The organism is Enterobacter sp. Taxon_8 (assembly GCF_058354585.1).
Window position 1 is genome coordinate 2551323 of record NZ_CM177989.1, and the last position, 18183, is coordinate 2569505.

Sequence of the window (18183 nt, forward strand, 5' to 3'; positions counted from 1 at the left end):
TACCCCTTAGCCTTTACGAAACATTTTCAGCATGCGCTGAGTCACGGTGAAACCACCGAAAATATTGATACTGGCGATCAGTACCGCGATAAAGCTCAGGAAGCTGATCCAGCCGCCGTGACCAATCTGCAGTAACGCCCCCACCACGATGATCCCGGAGATGGCGTTGGTTACCGACATCAGCGGCGTGTGCAGCGCATGGGAGACGTTCCACACCACGTAGTAACCTACGACGCAGGAGAGCGCGAAGACGGTAAAATGGCCGAGGAACTCTTTTGGCGCGACGTCAGCCAGCCAGCCGAACAGAATAATCACCAGCGCCATGATCGCGTATTTACGCCACGGTGAAGCCGGTTTAGCAGATTCTTTTGGCTCAGGCGCCGCTTTCGGTGCCGCCTGAGGCTGAGCAGATACCTGAATAGGCGGCGCAGGCCAGGTAATTTCACCTTCACGGACCACGGTCACACCGCGCACCACCACATCGTCGAAATCAACGGTGACGTTGCCGTCTTTCTCTTTGCAGAGCAGCTTAAGCAGGTTGACGAGGTTAGTGCCGTACAGCTGAGAAGACTGCGTTGGCAGACGGCCCGGCAGATCGGTATAGCCGATCACCTTCACGCCGTTAGCGGTCGTGGTCACCTGATTCGGTACGGTATATTCACAGTTACCGCCGTTTTGGGCGGCCAGGTCGACAATCACGCTGCCCGGCTTCATGGAATCAACCATCTCACGGGTAATCAGCTTCGGCGCAGGTTTACCCGGGATAAGCGCGGTGGTGACAATAATGTCGACATCTTTCGCCTGAGCGGCGAAGAGTTCCATTTCGGCTTTGATAAAGGCTTCGGACATCACCTTCGCGTAACCGTCGCCGCTGCCGGCTTCTTCCTTGAAGTCCAGCTCAAGGAATTCGGCGCCCATACTCTGGACCTGTTCCTTTACTTCAGGACGGGTGTCAAAGGCGCGTACGATAGCGCCCAGGCTATTTGCCGCACCGATTGCGGCAAGGCCCGCCACGCCCGCGCCAATCACCATGACTTTCGCCGGAGGGACTTTACCCGCGGCGGTGATTTGACCGGTAAAGAAGCGACCAAATTCGTGGGCTGCTTCAACAATGGCGCGGTAGCCAGCAATGTTTGCCATGGAGCTTAAGGCATCCAGCGACTGCGCGCGCGAAATGCGCGGCACGGAGTCCATCGCCATTACGGTCACGCCACGGGCCGCCAGCTTCTCCATTAGCTCCGGGTTTTGCGCAGGCCAGATGAAGCTCACCAGGGTTGTCCCCGGATTCAGCAGCGCAATCTCACCCTCTTCCGGTGCGTTGACCTTCAGAATCACCTGCGACTGCCAGACGTCAGCACCGTCGACCACTTCCGCGCCAGCCTGGATAAAGGCCTCGTCATCGAAACTCGCCAGTTTGCCCGCGCCGCTTTCAACCGCGACCGTAAAACCCAGCTTAAGCAGTTGCTCCACCGTTTTCGGTGTTGCCGCTACGCGGGTTTCATTGGCTAACCGTTCTTTTGGTACCCCAATACGCATAGTTTTCCCTTCCATCGGTTCTTGATGATGGTTTATCGATAAATGCCCGCGGTTTGTATCAATTTTCACCATCGCGCCAGCGACGAGATATGATTAACCCCGGAAAATAAAACAGTAACAAACTGTCTATAACCTACTGAAAATAGCGCCCGTGATCTACCGCCAGAAAACACTATTTCTTACTTTATCTGTGAAAAATAAGCGATCGGCGTCACTGACAGTGATATTTACCTTAAATTCATCGCCGGAACCGATAAATCGCGCAAGCGAAGCGGTAAAAACATGATATAGCGCCGTAAGAGAACAACTTATTAACATTAAATTAACTTGCAAAAGTCATATGCTTTATCAGTTTTACTTGTCAAACGCGTGTTTTTTCAACATATCACTAAATGTTATCGAATAAGGTGATTCAGTGAGCACAGGCAGTGAAAAATGGCGCAGACAGCGACGGGTTTTAAATGCAATAATCGGGACCGTCTTAAATTAACAACAATACCAGTACATGGTTTGCGCAAGGCGAAGGATCATTTTTATGAAGCTTAAGAACACACTCCTGGCGTCCGCACTTCTTTCCGCGACCGCCCTGTCTGCGAATGCCGCAACAGAGTTAACGCCGGAGCAAGCGGCAGCGTTAAAACCTTTTGACCATACGGTCATTGTGGGTCGTTATAATTCTATTGGCGACGCCGTCGCCGCTGCATCAAAAGCTGCTGATAAAAACGGGGCGGCCTCGTTTTATGTCGTTGACCAGTCCGATTACGGCAACAGCGGTAACCTGCGCGTGACCATCGCGCTATTCAAAGACAATGCGCCAAAAGCTGACGCACCGAAAAACCGCGTGATCAACGGTGTTGTTGAACTGCCGAAAGATCAGGCGATTGAGCTGGAACCCTACGACACCGTCACCGTTCAGGGCTTTTACCGCAGCCAGCCTGAAGTGAACGATGCCATCACCAAAGCCGCGAAAGAGAAAGGAGCTTATTCTTTCTACATCGTGCGTCAGGTCGATGCTAACCAGGGTGGCAACCAGCGCATTACCGCGTTCATCTATAAAAAAGATGCGAAAAAACGTGTTCTGCAAAGCCCGGATGCCATCCCGGCGAATTCAGAAGCGGGTCGCGCGGCGATAGCGAAAGGTGGCGAAGCCGCGAAGAAAGTTGAAATTCCAGGCGTCGCAACGACGGCGGCCCCAAGCGCTGAAGTGGGTCGTTTCTTTGAAACGCAGTCCACGAAAGGTGGCCGTTACTCCGTTACGCTGCCGGACGGTACCAAAATTGAAGAGTTGAACAACGCCACTGCAGCGCAGATGGTGCCGTTCGACAGCATCAAATTTACCGGCAACTACGGCAACATGACGGAAGTCTCTTACCAGGTCGCGAAGCGTGCGGCGAAGAAAGGGGCGAAGTACTACCACATCACCCGCCAGTGGCAGGAACGTGGTAACAACGTGACCATCAGCGCCGATCTGTACAAGTAACAAAAGTCGTTTACGAAAGGCGGCGCAATGCCGCCTTTTTTGTTACTTTTTTTGAATTTCTGCCTCACGTCATTGCATGCTTTCGTTACACTCCGTAAAATCCCGCGCCTTAGTGTGATCCACCATTTTTATGCGCCTGAGCGAAATAATTATTCTGGATTTTGACCTTTCATAACAGGAAGCCAATGGAAAAGAAACTTGGCCTGAGTGCTCTGACTGCACTCGTTTTAAGCTCAATGCTGGGTGCGGGCGTATTCAGTTTGCCGCAAAATATGGCGGCAGTCGCGAGCCCTTCTGCGCTCATCATTGGCTGGGGCATTACGGGTGTCGGAATATTGCTGCTGGCCTTCGCTATGCTGCTGCTCACCCGCATTCGCCCGGATCTGGACGGCGGCATTTTCACCTATGCGCGTGAAGGTTTCGGCGAGCTGATTGGCTTCTGTTCCGCGTGGGGATACTGGCTGTGTGCCGTTATCGCCAACGTCTCCTATCTGGTAATCGTCTTCTCGGCGCTCAGTTTCTTTACCGATACGCCTGAGCTGCGCCTCTTTGGCGACGGAAATACCTGGCAGTCTATTGTGGGCGCCTCGGTGTTATTGTGGTTCGTCCACTGGCTGGTGTTACGTGGCGTACAAACGGCCGCCAGCATCAACCTGGTAGCGACGCTCGCGAAGCTGGTTCCGCTCGGCCTGTTTATCGTTCTGGCCTTCATTGCGTTCCGTATGGACGTGTTTAAGCTTGATTTCAGCGGTGTTGCGCTGGGCGTCCCCGTCTGGGAGCAGGTGAAAAACACGATGCTGATTACCCTGTGGGTGTTCATCGGTGTAGAAGGCGCGGTCGTGGTTTCTGCCCGAGCCCGAAATAAACGCGATGTGGGCCGCGCCACGCTGCTGGCCGTACTCGCTGCGCTCGGGGTCTATCTGCTGGTAACGCTGCTGTCGCTGGGCGTGGTGGCGCGTCCTGAACTGGCTGAAATGCGTAACCCGTCAATGGCAGGGCTGATGGTGAAAATGCTCGGCCCCTGGGGCGACGTGGTGATTGCGGCTGGCCTTATCATCTCCGTCTGCGGCGCGTACCTGAGCTGGACCATCATGGCGGCAGAAGTGCCTTTCCTGGCCGCGACGCACAAAGCGTTTCCACGCCTTTTCGCCCGTCAAAACCAAAACAGCGCGCCGTCGGCATCGCTCTGGCTGACCAACATCAGCGTTCAGGTCTGTCTGGTGCTGATCTGGCTCACAGGTTCAGACTATAACACCCTGCTGACCATCGCCTCGGAGATGATTCTGGTACCCTATTTCTTAGTGGGTGCGTATCTGTTAAAAATTGCCACACGCCCGGCGCATTATGTTGTGGGTGTCGGAGCCTGTATTTACGGCCTGTGGTTGTTGTATGCTTCCGGTCCTATGCATCTGCTGCTGTCGGTGGTGCTGTACGCACCGGGTCTGCTGGTGTTTATCTATGCCCGCCGCACGCATCAGTTGGAGAACGCGCTGAAACGCCGTGAGATGGCATTGATTGGACTGTTACTGGTTGCTGCCCTACCGGCAACCTGGATGTTAATGGGATAGCATCGCCTTTCCCATTGTTGAACTGTAAAGGAGAATACGATGGGAAATGCACCGCTTCGCCCAATACTGATTACCGGTGGAGGCCGCCGTATCGGCCTCGCCCTCGCCCATCACTTTCTCAACCTTCGCCATTCGGTCATTGTCAGCTACCGTACGGAATACCCGTCGATTGAAGGGTTACGCAAAGCGGGGGCGGTCTGCATTCAGGCTGATTTTTCAACCGATGAAGGCATTCTGGCTTTCGCGGAAACGGTAAAAGCCACCACGACGGGGCTGCGCGCCGTGATCCATAACGCCAGCGCATGGCGTGCCGAAAAACCCGGTACGTCACTTAGCGAAACGCTCTCCTCCATGCTGCAGATCCACGTCAATGCCCCTTATCTGCTTAACCACGCTCTGCAGGACCTGCTGCGCGGCCACGGGCACGCTGCGGGCGACATCATTCATTTCACCGATTATGTAGTGGAGCGCGGCAGCGACAAGCACATCGCCTACGCGGCCAGTAAAGCCGCGCTGGATAACATGACCCGCTCGTTTGCCCGCAAGCTCGCCCCCGAGGTGAAGGTGAACGCCATCGCCCCGGCGATGATTTTATTTAACGAAAACGATGATGCAGAGTATCGCCAGCAGGCGCTGAATAAGTCGCTCATGAAAATCGCCCCCGGCGAGAAAGAGGTCATCGACCTCGTGGATTACCTGCTCACCAGCTGCTACGTCACCGGCAGAACCTTTGCCGTGGACGGTGGCCGTCCGCTGCGCTAGTGAAAGCGAATAACAGCCAGAATTACGGAACCGGCGTTAATTTAGAAAGATTAATGGAAGGTTAAGGTTTCGCGGTGTATGTTGGCTTTTTTCACGAAAACAGACGCTGTATGAATAAGATTGTTTATGTTGAAGACGAACCCGAAGTCGGGCAGCTGATCGCCGCCTATCTGGGTAAACATGATATGGACGTCATTGTTGAACCTCGCGGCGATCGTGCCGAAGAGGTGGTCGTCCGTGAAAACCCGGATCTGGTGCTGCTGGATATCATGTTGCCAGGCAAAGACGGCATGACGCTCTGCCGTGACCTGCGCGCCCGGTGGGAGGGCCCTATTGTCCTGCTCACCTCGCTGGACAGCGATATGAACCACATTTTGTCGCTGGAGATGGGTGCCAATGACTACATTCTGAAAACCACACCGCCTGCCGTCCTGCTTGCTCGCCTGCGCCTCCATTTACGCCAGCACGCCAGTATCGAACGCGAAGCACCGGCGCCGTCTCTGACGCCGCACAAAGCGATGCGCTTCGGGACGCTGTCTATTGATCCGATTAATCGACAGGTGCTGCTCTCTGGCGAACTTATCGCCCTTTCTACCGCAGATTTTGACCTGCTGTGGGAGCTGGCAACGCATGCCGGACAGATTATGGACCGTGACGCGCTGCTGAAAAACCTGCGTGGCGTGAGCTATGACGGAATGGACCGCAGCGTTGACGTGGCGATTTCGCGTCTGCGCAAAAAACTGCAGGATAACGCCACCGAGCCCTACCGCATTAAAACCGTGCGTAACAAGGGTTATCTGTTTGCCCCGCACGCCTGGGAAACCTGACTCCGTTATCCGGTTAGCATAACCTGCGCGAAATGAAGGGATTAAACACCGATGCCCTCTCTTTCGCGCGTTTATTTATCCGTTTGCGCAACAATTGACTTGCTAAGCACGCGAACTATTCCATAATTAAGTCTCCCACTCTCCTTTCTTCAGCTCGCCCCGACTGCATGTAGACTCGCTTTCACCGCGAAGCGTTACGATATCTCTCCCATACAATCTTGAAATGAGGATTTAAGCCTATGGCATATGTATAGCTACAATCAGGTAGAAGCCATCAAAACCAATCTCGAGTGGATTGTTAATCAGGCAGCTTTAAGGCGCGCCTCTCCCTCGCGCTCCGATCAAAAAGCGCTTTTTGACCTGCTGGAACTTATCCAGTATTTCGAAATACTCCTGGATTTAATTAACGAATTCGGTACCGATGTGATTGATACGCACATTGCAGAAGGCCTGGCCGTGACCGAAAAACTCATCGCCAAGTTAAAAAAAAGCGCGAAAGCCATATAACACGCTCGACAGACGTGAAAAACTCGAAGGGTTTTCATGTATATTCTGCACATAGCGTTTTTGCGGTGAGATCCAATGAAAAAGCTGTTTGTGCAGTTTTATCTTTTACTGTTTGTCTGCTTCCTGGTGATGACCATGCTGGTCGGGCTGGTTTATAAATTTACCGCCGAACGTGCGGGCAGGCAGTCGCTGGACGATCTGATGAAAAGCTCGCTCTATCTGATGCGCAGCGAGCTAAGAGAGATCCCGCCACACGACTGGGCGAAAACCCTGAAAGAGCTGGATCTGAATCTGTCATTCGATTTACGCATCGAGCCGTTGAAAGATTTCGATCTGGACCCGCCCGCCATGCAGCGTCTGCGCGACGGGGACATCGTCGCGCTGGATGAGAAATACACCTTTATCCAGCGTATTCCTCGCAGCCATTACGTGCTTGCCGTCGGGCCGGTGCCCTATCTCTATTATCTGCACCAGATGCGTCTGCTGGACATGGCGCTGATGGCCTTTATCGCCATTTCGCTCGCTTTTCCGGTTTTTATCTGGATGCGCCCCCACTGGCAGGACATGCTGAAACTGGAATCCGCCGCGCAGCGTTTTGGCGAAGGGCATTTCACCGAACGTATTCACTTCGACAGCGGTTCCAGCTTTGAACGCCTTGGCGTGGCCTTTAACCAGATGGCCGATAACATTAATGCCCTGATCGCCAGTAAAAAGCAGCTGATCGACGGGATTGCACATGAGCTGCGCACGCCGCTGGTGCGCCTGCGCTATCGTCTGGAGATGAGCGAGAATCTGACGGAAGCGGAGTCTCAGGCTCTGAACCGCGATATTGGCCAGCTCGAAGCGCTGATTGAGGAGCTGCTGACCTATGCGCGCCTCGATCGCCCGCAAAACGAACTGAACCTCAGCACGCCGGATCTGCCCGCGTGGCTGCAAACCCATATTGACGATGTTCAGAGCGTAAACCCGCAGCGCACGCTGTTGACGCGCGTCACGCCGGGTGATTACGGCGCGCTTGATATGCGCCTGATGGAGCGCGTGCTGGACAACCTGATGAACAACGCCATGCGCTACAGCGAAAGTACGCTGCAGATTGGGCTGGATTTGCAGGGAAACCAGGCCAGCCTGACGGTAGAGGATGACGGACCGGGGATTGCCCCGGAGGCACGCGAAACCGTGTTTGAACCGTTTGTCCGCCTCGATCCCAGCCGCGATCGCGCCACCGGAGGATGCGGCCTGGGGCTGGCCATTGTCTACTCTATCGCCCAGGCCATGGGCGGTACGGTGCATTGCGAGGAGAGCGAGCTCGGCGGCGCGCGCTTCTGCTTTAGCTGGCCGGTGTACCATAACATCGCCCTTCCCGTACCTGCCTGACTTCAAGCGCACGCTGGCCTGACCCGGCGTGCTGTGCTATATGATAAGTATGTTGTAACTAATGAGAGTATTTATGGCGACCTACGATCTCATCGAACGGCTGAACAGCACGTTCCGGGAAATAGAACACGAGCTGCTAACCCTGACAGAACGTTTGCAGACCTGCCGCCTGCTGGCCGCGCGCGTCTTTACCCTGCCCGAGGTGGTCAAAGGGGCCGAGCACGATCCGCTGGACACCATCGACGTGAAGCAGCACATCGGCAAGGCCGCACTGGAGCTGGCGATGAAGCACTATCGCCATCTTTTTATCCAGCAGCAGTCTGAACAGCGCAGCAGCAAGGCGGCGGTGCGGCTGCCCGGCGTGATCTGCCTGCAAACCGATGCCGCAGCGCGCGACGCGCTGGAAAGCCAGATTACCCATATCAACACCCTGAAAGCGGCATTTGAGAAAATCGTTACCGAAGAGTCGGGCCTGGCCCCCGCCGCCCGGTTTGAGTGGGTGCACCGTCAGCTTCCGGGGTTAATTACCCTGAATGCCTATCGCACGCTGACGGTACTACGTCATCCCGCCACGCTGCGCTTCGGCTGGGCGAATAAGCACATCATTAAAAACTTCACCCGGGATGAAATTCTGGCGCAGCTGGAAAAAAGCCTGAAGACGCCGCGCACCGTCGCGCCGTGGTCGCGTGAGCAGTGGATTGAGCGCCTCGAACAGGAGTACCACAGCATCGCCTCGCTGCCGGCGGACACGCGCCTCAAAATTAAGCGCCCGGTGAAGGTTCAGCCTATCGCCCGCGTCTGGTATTCCGGCCAGCAAAAACAGGTGCAGTATGCCTGCCCAACGCCGCTGATTGCGCTCTATGATGACGATCGGGGGGCTATCGTGCCGGATATTGGTGAATTGCTGAATTACGATGCTGAAAATGTCCAGCACCGTTACCGACCTCAGGCGCAGCCGCTTCAGCTGATTATTCCGCGGCTGCACCTGTACGTAGCGAGTTGATTATTTCAGGCTGCCAACCATCGCCTCGGGACGTACCCAGGCATCGAACTCCGCCTCCGTCAGATAGCCCAGCGCCAGGGCGGAGGCTTTCAGCGTCAGCCCCTCCTTATGCGCTTTTTTGGCGATCTCGGCGGCTTTGTCGTAGCCAATATGGGTATTGAGCGCGGTCACCAGCATCAGCGATTCGTTCAACAGCTGGCTGATGCGCTCGCGGTTTGGCTCGATCCCCACCGCGCAGTGTTCATTAAAGCTCTCCATGCCGTCAGCCAGCAGACGAATCGATTGCAGAACGTTGTGGATCACCATCGGGCGATAGACGTTCAGCTCGAAGTTGCCGGATGCACCGCCCAGGTTGACGGCCACGTCGTTGCCCAGTACCTGACAGCAGAGCATGGTCATGGCTTCGCACTGGGTCGGGTTAACTTTACCCGGCATGATGGAGCTGCCCGGCTCGTTTTCCGGAATGCTGATTTCACCGATGCCGCAGCGCGGGCCCGAGGCCAGCCAGCGCACGTCGTTGGCGATTTTCATCAGCGACGCCGCCAGCCCTTTCAGCGCGCCGTGGGTGTGGACCAGCGCATCGCAGGTCGCCAGCGCCTCGAACTTGTTGGGCGCCGTGACGAACGGCTGCCCGGTGATGTTTGCCAGCTCCTCCGCCACGCGCACCGCATACTCCGGATGGGTGTTCAACCCGGTCCCAACCGCCGTCCCGCCGAGCGCCAGCTCCGCCAGATGCGGCAGGCTGTTCTCAATATGCTTCAGGTTGTGTTCCAGCATCGCCACCCAGCCGGAAATCTCCTGGCCGAGCGTCAGCGGCGTGGCGTCCTGCAGGTGCGTACGGCCAATTTTGACGATGTAGCGGAAGGCCTGCGCCTTCTCGTTGAGCGTAGACTTCAGGACGTTGAGCTGCGGGATAAGCTGCTCGCGGATAGCAATCACCGCCGCCACGTGCATGGCCGTCGGGAAGACGTCGTTGGAACTCTGGCTTTTGTTGACGTCATCGTTCGGGTGAACCTTGCGCTCCATGCCGCGCACGCCGCCCAGCAGTTCGCTTGCCCGGTTCGCCAGCACTTCGTTCATGTTCATGTTGCTCTGGGTGCCGGAACCGGTCTGCCAGATAGCGAGGGGAAATTCGTCGGGATGCTTGCCCGCCAGCACTTCGTCGGCGGCGTTGATGATGGCGGTCGCTTTGTCTGCCGTCAGCAGGCCTAAATCCTGGTTCACTTTCGCGGCCGCGCGTTTGGTGAGCGCCAGCGCCTGAATCAGCGAGACGGGCATTTTTTCAGTCGAGATACGGAAATGCTCCAGCGAACGCTGGGTTTGCGCGCCCCATAGCTTGTCGGCCGGGACGTCGATGGCGCCCATCGAGTCTTTCTCATGGCGTACCGTGGTCATTACTTTCTCCTTGATAACAAAAGAGGGATAGCTCACATGCTTAAGGGATAAGTATTGATGACTTCTGAGAAACGTTATGGCGCTTTGTGCGCTCTTTTTGATGTCGGGTGTCGGCTGCGCCTTACCCGACCTACGAAAATCCAGGCCGGGTAAGCGTCAGCGCCACCCGGCAATTTACAGATTTACTTCACACACGCCGAACACTGGGACGACTGGATCTGCTTGAAGAAGTCGTTGCCTTTGTCATCCACGAGGATGAACGCCGGGAAATCTTCCACCTCAATTTTCCAGATCGCTTCCATACCCAGTTCCGGGTATTCCACGCACTCCAGGCTCTTGATGCTGCCCTGCGCCAGAACCGCAGCCGGGCCGCCGATGCTGCCGAGGTAGAAGCCGCCGTGCTTGTGGCAGGCGTCCGTCACCTGCTGGCTGCGGTTGCCTTTCGCGAGCATGATCATGCTGCCGCCGTTGGCCTGCAGCTGGTCAACGTACGAGTCCATACGGCCCGCCGTGGTTGGGCCTAACGAGCCAGAGGCGTAGCCTTCAGGCGTTTTCGCCGGGCCGGCGTAGTAGATCGGGTGATCTTTAATGTACTGCGGCAGCCCTTCGCCGTTGTCCAGACGCTCTTTCAGCTTCGCGTGCGCGATGTCGCGGCCCACGATAATCGTGCCGTTCAGGGAGAGACGGGTCGAGACCGGATACTGCGAAAGCTGCGCCAGAATCTCTTTCATCGGACGGTTCAGGTCAACGCGGACCGCTTCCCCCTCGCCCGCTTTGCGCAGCTCTTCCGGGATATATTTGCCCGGGTTGTTTTCCAGTTTTTCGATCCACACGCCTTCGCGGTTGATCTTCGCCTTGATGTTGCGATCCGCAGAGCAGGAGACGCCCATCCCGACCGGACAGGAAGCACCGTGACGCGGCAGACGGATCACGCGCACGTCGTGGGCAAAGTATTTGCCGCCAAACTGCGCGCCAAGACCCAGGTTACGCGCTTCTTCCAGAAGCTCCTGCTCAAGCTGAACGTCGCGGAACGCCTGGCCGTGCTCGTTACCTTCGGTTGGCAGGCCGTCGTAGTATTTGGTTGAGGCTAGCTTCACAGTCTTCAGCGTGCTTTCAGCCGACGTGCCGCCAATCACAAACGCGATATGGTACGGCGGGCACGCCGCGGTGCCGAGGGTGCGCATCTTCTCAACCAGGTAGTTCTTCAGCTTACCCGGGGTGAGCAGCGCTTTGGTTTCCTGATAGAGATAGGTTTTGTTGGCCGAACCGCCGCCTTTGGCGATACAGAGGAATTTGTACTCGTCCCCGTCGACGCTGTAGAGGTCTATCTGTGCAGGCAGGTTGGTGCCGGTGTTGACCTCTTTATACATGTCCAGCGCCGCGTTTTGCGAATAGCGCAGGTTGTCTTCGGTGTAGGTGTTATAAACGCCGTGTGCCAGCGCCGCTTCGTCACCGCCGCCGGTCCAGACGCGCTGGCCTTTTTTACCGACGATGATCGCCGTACCGGTATCCTGACAGGTTGGCAGAATGCCTTTCGCCGCGATATCGGAGTTACGCAGGAACTGCAGGGCAACGTACTTATCGTTTTCGCTGGCTTCCGGGTCACTCAGAATATCGGCCACCTGCTGCTGATGGGCAGGACGGAGCATAAACGAGGCGTCGTGGAAAGCGTGCTGCGCCAGCAGCGTCAGCGCCTGCGGATCCACCTTGAGGATCTCTTGTCCTTCAAACTCAGAGACGGAGACGTGATCGCGGGTTAACAGGTAATACTCGGTCTGATCCTTACTGAGGGGAAAAGGATCCTGATAATGGAAGGGTTTATTCGACATTGTTCTCTCACTTACTGCTTCGGTCTGTTTATTCAGGGCAGATGTTCCGCTGCCCGGCTTAAAAGCGAGTCAGCTTATCCTACACAATTTTTTAACAAAAACTGAGACTAGTACGACTTTTTACATCCACAGGTTACTTCCATGTGGTTTATTGCTTTAATACCCGGAGTTAATTCCATCATTGAATCAGGGCTTGATAATGCAAAAACTCATTAACTCAGTGCAGAACTACGCCTGGGGAAGTAAAACTGCGTTAACGGATCTCTACGGTATCGCGAACCCGAACAACCTGCCGATGGCAGAACTGTGGATGGGGGCGCACCCGAAGAGCAGCTCAAAAATTGAAGACGCCAGCGGCCAGGTGCGCAGCCTGCGTGACGTAATCGAGGCCGATAAAGCCGCGCTGCTGGGCGACAAGGTGGCTCAGCGCTTTGGCGAACTGCCGTTCCTGTTTAAAGTGCTGTGCGCAGACCAGCCGCTCTCCATCCAGGTTCACCCGAACAAGCAAGCGTCTGAAATCGGCTTTGCGAAAGAGAACGCGGCGGGTATTCCGTTAGACGCCGCCGAGCGTAACTACAAAGATCCTAACCACAAGCCGGAACTGGTGTTCGCGCTGACGCCTTTCCTGGCGATGAACGCATTCCGCGAGTTTTCAGAAATTATCTCCCTGCTGCAGCCGGTCGCGGGTGCCCATAACGCTATCGCGCATTTCCTTGAAAACCCGAACGCCGACGCGCTTAGCCAGCTGTTTGCCAGCCTGCTGAATATGCAGGGTGAAGAGAAGTCCCACGCGCTGGCGGTACTGAAAGCCGCCCTGGACAGCCAGCAAGGTGAACCGTGGGAGACCATCCGTCTGATTTCCGAATTCTATCCGGACGACAGCGGCCTGTTCTCCCCTCTGCTGCTGAACGTGGTGAAGCTGAATCCGGGTGAAGCAATGTTCCTGTTCGCTGAAACCCCGCACGCCTACCTTCAGGGCGTGGCGCTGGAGGTGATGGCCAACTCCGATAACGTGCTGCGCGCGGGCCTGACGCCAAAATATATCGACATCCCCGAGCTGGTTGCCAACGTGAAGTTTGTGGCGAAACCTGCCGCAGAGCTGCTGACTCAGCCGGTGAAAAACGGCGCAGAACTGGACTTCCCGATTCCGGTGGACGATTTTGCCTTCTCCCTGCACGACCTGAGCAGCGCCGAAACGTCTGTGGCTCAGGAGAGCGCGGCGATCCTGTTCTGCGTGGAAGGCGAAGCGACGCTGCGTAAAGGCGAACAGTATCTGGTGCTTAAGCCCGGTGAGTCAGCATTCGTTGCAGCCAATGAGTCTCCGGTTAGCGTAAGCGGCACCGGTCGTCTGGCGCGCGTTTTCAATAAGCTTTAACCACTTACTGAATTTTTTAACAACTCTTGCTAAGCTAGTTGCAGGCTTAATATCTCCAGGCGGTTTTTACCGCCTGGTTTCATTTTAGGGATAGTCGCAATGAAAAAATCGGTCGTAGCGGTTGGAGTGATTGTAGCGTTAGGCGTGGTCTGGACGGGTGCCTCCTGGTTTACCGGGAAACAGTTGGAAGGCCGTCTGGCTGAGATGGTGGCGCAGGCTAACGGAGAGATTAAGCGCAGCGCGCCGGAAGCAGGTCTGGAACTGAGCTACCAGAATTATCATCGCGGCGTGTTTACCAGCCGCATGCAGCTGGTAGTGAAGCCGGTTGCCGGTGCTGCAAACGGCTGGCTGAAACCGGGCCAGAGCGTGGTGCTGGACGAGGTGGTGAGCCACGGTCCCCTGCCGCTGGCGCAGCTGAAGTCCTTTAACCTGATCCCGTCGATGGCGTCCGTCCATACCGTGCTGGTGAATAATGACGTCACCAAACCGCTTTTTGACCTGGCGAAGAATGAATCGCCTTTCGACATTAATACCCGCATTAGCTATTCCGGTGACACGAGTTCCGATATTGCTCTGAAAGCGCTGAACTACGAGAAAGAGAATGAGAAAGTCGCCTTCAGCGGCGGTCACTTCAAACTCGATGCTGACCGCGATGGAAACGTGTTCTCCCTGACGGGTGAAGCGGAAAGCGGCCTGGTCAATGCCGTGAACGAATATAACCAAAAAGTTCAGCTCACCTTCAATAACCTGAAAGCCGACGGCAACAGCCGCATGACCGATTTCCAGGAGCGTATCGGCGATCAGAAACTGTCTCTCGACAAAGTCGCCATTGCTGTTGAAGGAAAAGAGATGGCCGTGCTGGAAGGCATGGACGTCAACGGAAAATCCGACGTTTCTAAAGATGGTAAGAGCATCAATACCCAGCTGGATTACACGCTGAAGAGCCTGAAAGTGCAGAATCAGGATCTGGGCACCGGCAAACTCTCGCTCAAGATCGGCAATATCGACGGTCAGGCGTGGCACGAGTTTAGCCAGAAATACAGCAAAGAGAGCCAGGCGCTGCTGACCGACGCCGCGCTGCAGCAAAACCCGGAAGTCTACCAGCAGCAGGCGATGGCGGTGCTGTTCAACAACCTGCCGATCCTGCTGAAAGGTGAGCCGGTGGTCACCGTTGCGCCGCTGAGCTGGAAAAACAGCAAAGGCGAAACCAGCTTCAACCTGTCGCTGTTCCTGAAAGATCCGGCCACCGCAACGGGTGAACCGCAGACGCTGGCGCAGGAAGTGGATCGCAGCGTGAAGTCGCTCGACAGCAAGCTGACCATTCCGATGGATATGGCAACCGAGTTCATGACCCAGATTGCGAAGCTGGAAGGCTACGGCGATGAAGACGCCGGCAAGCTGGCGAACCAGCAAGTGAAAGGCCTGGCGGCAATGGGCCAGATGTTCCGCATCACGAAGGTGGATAACAACGCGATTTCCACCAGCCTGCAGTACGCCAACGGCCAGGTCACGCTCAACGGCGACAAAATGCCGCTGGAGGATTTTGTCGGCATGTTTGGTATGCCTACTCTGGGAATGCCGGAACCGGCTGAACCGGCAGCGCCAGCCGAACCGGCGGCACCGCAGCAGTAAACAGCAAAACCCCTCGCATGAGGGGTTTTTATTGCCTGCTAGCTTTTCCATCCCGCCAGGAAATCCAGCAGAAGCGCGTTAACTTTCTCAGGCTGTTCTTCCTGCGGAAGGTGGCCGCACTCATCAATACCATGCGCCCGCAGGTTCTCCGCCATTTCGGCCCAGACGCTTTCCATATCGAAAAGCTTGCCGACCGCATGAAAATCATTTCCCCACAGCGACATTACCGGGCAGGTGATTTTCACCTCAGCGTCTGCCATATCCTGCGCCACATCCTCTGCGTTGGCGCGATAGTCAGCCATAGCGCCTCGCACGGCACCCGGTGCCTGATACGCCCGAACATAGGTATCAAACGCCTCGCCGCTGATGGTCGACGGATCGTAGGTCCAGTCCGAGAAAAAGTGGCGTAGCCAGATATTCTCCCGACCCGCAATCAGCGCTTCCGGCAGGTCTGGCACAAGATGAAACAGAAAGAACCAGTATGCACGCGCAATCGACGCATTCAGATCGCGCGCCACAATACGCGTTGGCACGTTATCCATCACCACCAGTCGATCCACCAGCTCAGGGTAATCTTTTGCAAACCGCGTCGCGACGCGCGCCCCGCGATCGTGCCCCACCAGTACCACTTTCTGTAAACCCAGGACACGCATCAGTTCCCGGATGTCCCGCGCCATGTTGCGCTTATCATAGCCAGAAGCAGGTTTATCCGTTTCGCCATACCCGCGTAAATCCGGCGCAATCACGCGATAGTGCCTGGACAGTACGGGTATCTGGTAGCGCCAGGCATAGTTTGTTTCAGGAAAACCATGCAGGAGAATAACCGGTGCGCCTTCACCCTCTTCGACCACAAACTGACGGATACCGTTTGCCGTTACGGTGTAACTTTTCATGCTCGTCACCTCACTTTATTTCAGCAGAGGCACGTTGGCCGCACGTTGATAAGGACCGTAATTTACCGGGTTCCAGCTAAAGCCCTGCTGCCAGGCGGTGATATGCCCGATACCGGGGAAAGGCAGATGCGCTGCGGCCATCCACTCACCGTCTTTCGCCAGCGCGTTAAACTCCTGCGCCCGGGATGAGATGGCTTTTTTCGGATCGACATCAAAGCGAATAGACACTTCAGGGTGCGGGAACTGGACGGCAGGAGCATGAATCAAATCCCCAATGAAGTTGATAGCCGTCCCCTGCGACGCGAAGCGATAAACGGTACTGCCAGGCGTATGACCAGTGGCATATGCCGTCTGGACTTCCGGGATGGGCGAAGCTGGCGGGACAAAGGTTTTGAGGTGACCGGTGGCTTTATACGCAGACAGCGCATTCCTGGCGATAGCGAAATACTCCTTCGCGTTAACCGGCGCGCTCGCTTCTTTTGCAGGGTCAAGCCAGTAGTCGGCCTCCCCCTGCGGTACGTAGACGGTGGCATTGGGGAACAGCGCCTTACCGTCTGCATCGCTCAGGCCGCACACGTGGTCAAGATGCAGGTGGGTCAGGAAAATGGTATCGACCTGCTCAGGACGATACCCTGATGCGTTTATATTGCTGACCAGCTGGCCGGCCGTTTCCGACATGCAGTGGCCTCCTCCGCTGTCAATCATCACAAGGTGTTTACCGGTATTGACCAAAAACGCGTTGAAGGCGGTAGGCATGCGTTCGGCATCAATTTTGTGTTGAGCCAACAGTTCGCGAACCTTGTCGCCTGAGAGCCCGTGCAGTAGGGAAGGCGAAAGATCGTTATAGCCGTCGAACAGCGCCGTCACCTCATATTCCCCTATCGCCAGACGATAATAACCGGGGACCTGCTGTTTCACCTGCGCGGGGGCATCTGCCCATGATGTGCTTGCAAAGAGCAGGCCGCTGAACGCCAGAACCGTTTTCAACTTTTTCATCTTCACCCCAGACTGATATTTTTTCAGGTTGTGAAGAGACTATGGCAGCGTAACGATTAATAATGTAGACATGTACTTTGATAGGTCAGCATAACGAAAAGCGATACAATGAAACTGGAAGACGTTGAAGTGTTTATCGAAGCCGTCAAGGCGGGTAGCCTGGCGGGTGCCGCGCGTCGGCTCTCTGTGAGCCCTATGGCGGCATCACGGTCTCTTAATAATCTTGAGGCGGAACTGGGGGTCAGGCTGGTGCATCGCACCACGCGTTCCCTCTCACCCACCAGCGATGGGGATGTTTTTTTGCCGCATGCGCAGGCGCTGCTGGAAGATAAAAATAATGCGCTGGCCGATCTGTTTCCCGAGGGGACGCATCTTACCGGACGCCTGCGCATTACCGCCTCAGCAGGGTTTGGCCGTAAGATCGTTGCTCCTATGCTGACCCGGTTCATGCAGCAGCATCCCGCCCTGCAGGTCGATTTACTCGCCACCGACGAACAGGTTGATATTGTCGGCAAAGGCATTGACGTGGCGTTACGCATTGCGCCGCTGCGCGATAACCGGCTGGTTGCCCATCGCCTGTGTCACAACCCTCGAGACCTTTGCGCCAGCCCGGCGTATCTGGTCGCACACGGCTATCCAAAATCGTTTAACGATCTGGCGGCACACAGCTGTCTGACCACCTCAGATACCGTCCACTGGTCATTCGAACAGGGCGAACAGCGCTACAGGCAAAAGGTCTCGGGCCGATTCTCCGCGAACTCTGTTGAGGCCATTTTCGAAGCCTGCCTTGGAGGGTTGGGCATCGCCAATTTATCTCGCTGGTACGTAGAACCGGCCTTCAGAGAGGGTAAACTCGAGCGGATCGTCCTGGAGGATGCCCGGCCGGAATCGCTGGCCGTTTGGGCGGTTTATCCGACCTCCAGGCTGATCCCGGCAAAAGTACGAAAATTTGTGGAGGCACTGGAAGCCGAACTGTTGCTCAATCCGCTAACGCAACTCACCTGAT

The 18183-nt window shown here is 55.9% G+C and carries 15 protein-coding genes; 10 read left to right on the forward strand and 5 right to left on the reverse strand.

Features of this window, described 5'->3' with window-relative positions; genetic code table 11:
- Positions 1 to 6 precede the first annotated feature (6 nt).
- Positions 7 to 1536 (reverse strand): Re/Si-specific NAD(P)(+) transhydrogenase subunit alpha, encoded by a 1530-nt coding sequence (gene pntA / locus AC4IBF_RS12010; protein ID WP_133294265.1) that lies wholly within the window; start codon positions 1534 to 1536, stop codon positions 7 to 9.
- 535 nt (positions 1537 to 2071) lie between these two features.
- On the opposite strand from pntA, the gene ydgH reads away from it, so the two are divergent.
- The 7 genes from ydgH (at position 2072) to tus (ending at position 9057) form a co-directional block, all read left to right on the forward strand.
- Complete coding sequence (gene ydgH / locus AC4IBF_RS12015) at positions 2072 to 3016, forward strand: DUF1471 family protein YdgH (protein WP_111965689.1); 945 nt, start codon at positions 2072 to 2074, stop codon at positions 3014 to 3016.
- 185 nt (positions 3017 to 3201) lie between these two features.
- Positions 3202 to 4584 (forward strand): amino acid permease, encoded by a 1383-nt coding sequence (locus AC4IBF_RS12020; protein ID WP_115874886.1) that lies wholly within the window; start codon positions 3202 to 3204, stop codon positions 4582 to 4584.
- A gap of 39 nt (positions 4585 to 4623) precedes the next feature.
- Positions 4624 to 5346 carry a dihydromonapterin reductase gene (gene folM, locus AC4IBF_RS12025; protein WP_491462841.1) on the forward strand — a complete coding sequence of 241 codons (723 nt, stop codon included), beginning with the start codon at positions 4624 to 4626 and terminating at the stop codon, positions 5344 to 5346.
- Positions 5347 to 5456: 110 nt separating this feature from the next.
- On the forward strand, positions 5457 to 6173 hold the full coding sequence (gene rstA / locus AC4IBF_RS12030) for a two-component system response regulator RstA (protein ID WP_021241154.1): 717 nt from the start codon (positions 5457 to 5459) through the stop codon (positions 6171 to 6173).
- 246 nt (positions 6174 to 6419) lie between these two features.
- Entirely contained in the window at positions 6420 to 6680 is a 261-nt protein-coding gene (locus AC4IBF_RS12035; protein ID WP_491462842.1) for a hypothetical protein, read from the forward strand.
- 75 nt (positions 6681 to 6755) lie between these two features.
- Positions 6756 to 8054, forward strand: coding sequence for a two-component system sensor histidine kinase RstB (gene rstB / locus AC4IBF_RS12040; protein WP_045910344.1), 1299 nt, complete (start codon positions 6756 to 6758; stop codon positions 8052 to 8054).
- Between the two features lie 73 nt (positions 8055 to 8127).
- Complete coding sequence (gene tus / locus AC4IBF_RS12045) at positions 8128 to 9057, forward strand: DNA replication terminus site-binding protein (protein ID WP_133294263.1); 930 nt, start codon at positions 8128 to 8130, stop codon at positions 9055 to 9057.
- On the opposite strand, the gene fumC is transcribed toward tus, so the two are convergent.
- Complete coding sequence (gene fumC / locus AC4IBF_RS12050; RefSeq protein WP_491462843.1) at positions 9058 to 10452, reverse strand: class II fumarate hydratase; 1395 nt, start codon at positions 10450 to 10452, stop codon at positions 9058 to 9060.
- A gap of 182 nt (positions 10453 to 10634) precedes the next feature.
- On the reverse strand, positions 10635 to 12281 hold the full coding sequence (fumA, locus tag AC4IBF_RS12055; protein WP_024909338.1) for a class I fumarate hydratase FumA: 1647 nt from the start codon (positions 12279 to 12281) through the stop codon (positions 10635 to 10637).
- Between the two features lie 199 nt (positions 12282 to 12480).
- Between fumA and manA the strand changes: the two genes are divergently transcribed.
- Both manA and AC4IBF_RS12065 read left to right on the forward strand, forming a co-directional pair.
- Positions 12481 to 13656: a mannose-6-phosphate isomerase gene (gene manA / locus AC4IBF_RS12060; protein WP_491462844.1), complete on the forward strand. Its 1176-nt coding sequence runs from the start codon at positions 12481 to 12483 to the stop codon at positions 13654 to 13656.
- A gap of 99 nt (positions 13657 to 13755) precedes the next feature.
- Positions 13756 to 15288: a YdgA family protein gene (locus AC4IBF_RS12065; protein ID WP_325848106.1), complete on the forward strand. Its 1533-nt coding sequence runs from the start codon at positions 13756 to 13758 to the stop codon at positions 15286 to 15288.
- A 38-nt stretch (positions 15289 to 15326) separates the two neighbouring features.
- On the opposite strand, the gene AC4IBF_RS12070 is transcribed toward AC4IBF_RS12065, so the two are convergent.
- Together AC4IBF_RS12070 and AC4IBF_RS12075 are read right to left on the reverse strand one after the other, a co-directional pair.
- Positions 15327 to 16181 carry an alpha/beta fold hydrolase gene (locus AC4IBF_RS12070; RefSeq protein WP_143345022.1) on the reverse strand — a complete coding sequence of 285 codons (855 nt, stop codon included), beginning with the start codon at positions 16179 to 16181 and terminating at the stop codon, positions 15327 to 15329.
- Positions 16182 to 16196: 15 nt separating this feature from the next.
- Positions 16197 to 17177 (reverse strand): MBL fold metallo-hydrolase, encoded by a 981-nt coding sequence (locus tag AC4IBF_RS12075; protein WP_133294257.1) that lies wholly within the window; start codon positions 17175 to 17177, stop codon positions 16197 to 16199.
- 108 nt (positions 17178 to 17285) lie between these two features.
- On the opposite strand from AC4IBF_RS12075, the gene AC4IBF_RS12080 reads away from it, so the two are divergent.
- Positions 17286 to 18182, forward strand: coding sequence for a LysR family transcriptional regulator (locus tag AC4IBF_RS12080; RefSeq protein WP_133294256.1), 897 nt, complete (start codon positions 17286 to 17288; stop codon positions 18180 to 18182).
- Position 18183 lies beyond the last annotated feature (1 nt).